This window comes from Saccharopolyspora sp. NPDC000995 (genome assembly GCF_053599315.1).
Genome location: NZ_JBSFLZ010000317.1, coordinates 1 through 1,636 on the forward strand (window position 1 = coordinate 1; position 1,636 = coordinate 1,636).

Genomic DNA, 1,636 nt, shown 5'->3' on the forward strand with positions numbered 1-1,636 from the left:
GTGGTGGCGAGCAGGCCCGACCTCCAGGTGGAAGTGCGCGACCTGGGCGCTCCGGCAGCGCAGCGTGCCGGGATGCGAGGCAGGCGGCCCAGTCCTCGGGAGCTGAAGGTGCTGCGCGAGCTGGCGCATGCCCTGGACGGTCGTGAGCTTGACTACCTCACGCGCTTCTTCGGCCGGGACGAGTACATCGCCCGGGCGGTCGGCGTTTCTGCGGGAGACGTGGAGGAGTGGCGTCGTGGCAGTCCCGGTGATCGTGCGGTGGTGCGTGGGATCGTGCTGGATGCGATTGTCGAGGCGTTCGGCGGGCCGGAAGGCGCGGTCGAGGTGGCTAACCGATTGCGGGCGCTGGGCGGCTTGAGGCGCGTGCGGATGTTCTCGCAAGGGCAGCCGGAGGGGGCAGCGGCCGCCGCGCGGGAAGTTTTCGGTTTGTCGACCACGCAGGAGTGGTGGGATTGGACTCTGGGCGAGGTGGTGGACTACGTCGCCGGAGGTGTTGTTCCGGCGGGAGTCCCGGATGGGGAATTGGTGGCTCACCTCGGCACGGCCCGGGCGGCCGAGGTGGCCGGAGTTAACGAGTCCTTGGTTCAGAAGTGGCTGGACGGCAGACAACAGCCTGCCCCGCACCATCTGCGGTTGATGCGCGAGGCTGCCCGGCTCCCGGGCTCGGAGCTGGTGCGTTACCTCGGCCCGGGCCGAGCACTCGAGGCGGTCAATGCCACCGTCTTGGTTCCTACTACCGAGTCGGAGGTATGGGAGTGGCTGGCGGGCGTCGCCGGGCTCCCTGCGGGGAAGGTGGGGGGGAAGCTGCGCCGGGCTGTTCTGGGGGCTATCCGGGATGGGCTTCTCCCGCCAGCGCCGTTCAGGCTGGTGTGGAGTGAGAACGGGATACGGGAGGCTGAGCGCCGTCTCGCGTGGGCCGATGCCACGAAGGAAGACGAGTTCCCGTCCGACGCAACGGAACAGTGGAAGTCCGACGCATGGGAACAGTGGAAGAAGGTGAATGAACCAGTTCCGTCTCTGCGGCCCGAATCGCGAGAGGTCATCGATGGGCTCGGGGAGTCACTGAGGGCTTCGGTCAACTACATCGTTGTTCAGGTCCTGCTCGGCAATGAGGACGCGAAGGCGATGGTGGCAGGTTCGGGCATCGTGATTCCTGACCCGGGTCCTGAGGCGGCCACGGGGTTGCTGGAGCAGATCGCCGATGGCCTCCGCGCCGCGAGGGGCCTGCTGCACGCTGGTGTGTTGCGGCGGGTGGTGGGAGGTGCGGCGAGTGAGCGGTTTCAGGCGGCGACGGGGGGTGTTGTCCCGCAGCTTCGGCTGACCGGTGGCCCCGATGCGGTGAAGAAGTTCATGCAGCAGACGGCGGGGGATGTTCATTTCCTGGTGCTGAGGGTGCCGCCGCCGGCCTCGCAGGATGCTCCGCGGGCCGTGTATTTGAAAGGTACCGATGCGAGTGCGTTCCTGGCCTCGGGTGGCTTTTTTGAAGACGGGCCGGCGCATTATTTCCTGGACGCCGTCCAGGGTGATGACAGACGGGTCGACCCCGAGTCGGCGTTGTCGTCGAAGGTGATGGCGGGCGCGGGCGATGACGTGGCCTGGTGGGCTCAGCACGGCGAATTGGGTGGGCCGGAGCAGG

At 67.7% G+C, this 1,636-nt stretch carries 1 protein-coding gene; it reads left to right on the plus strand.

Annotated elements, in window-relative coordinates:
• A partial coding sequence (locus ACWDKQ_RS36070) for a hypothetical protein (RefSeq protein ID WP_450143224.1) occupies positions 1-1,636 on the plus strand: 1,636 nt, incomplete at both ends.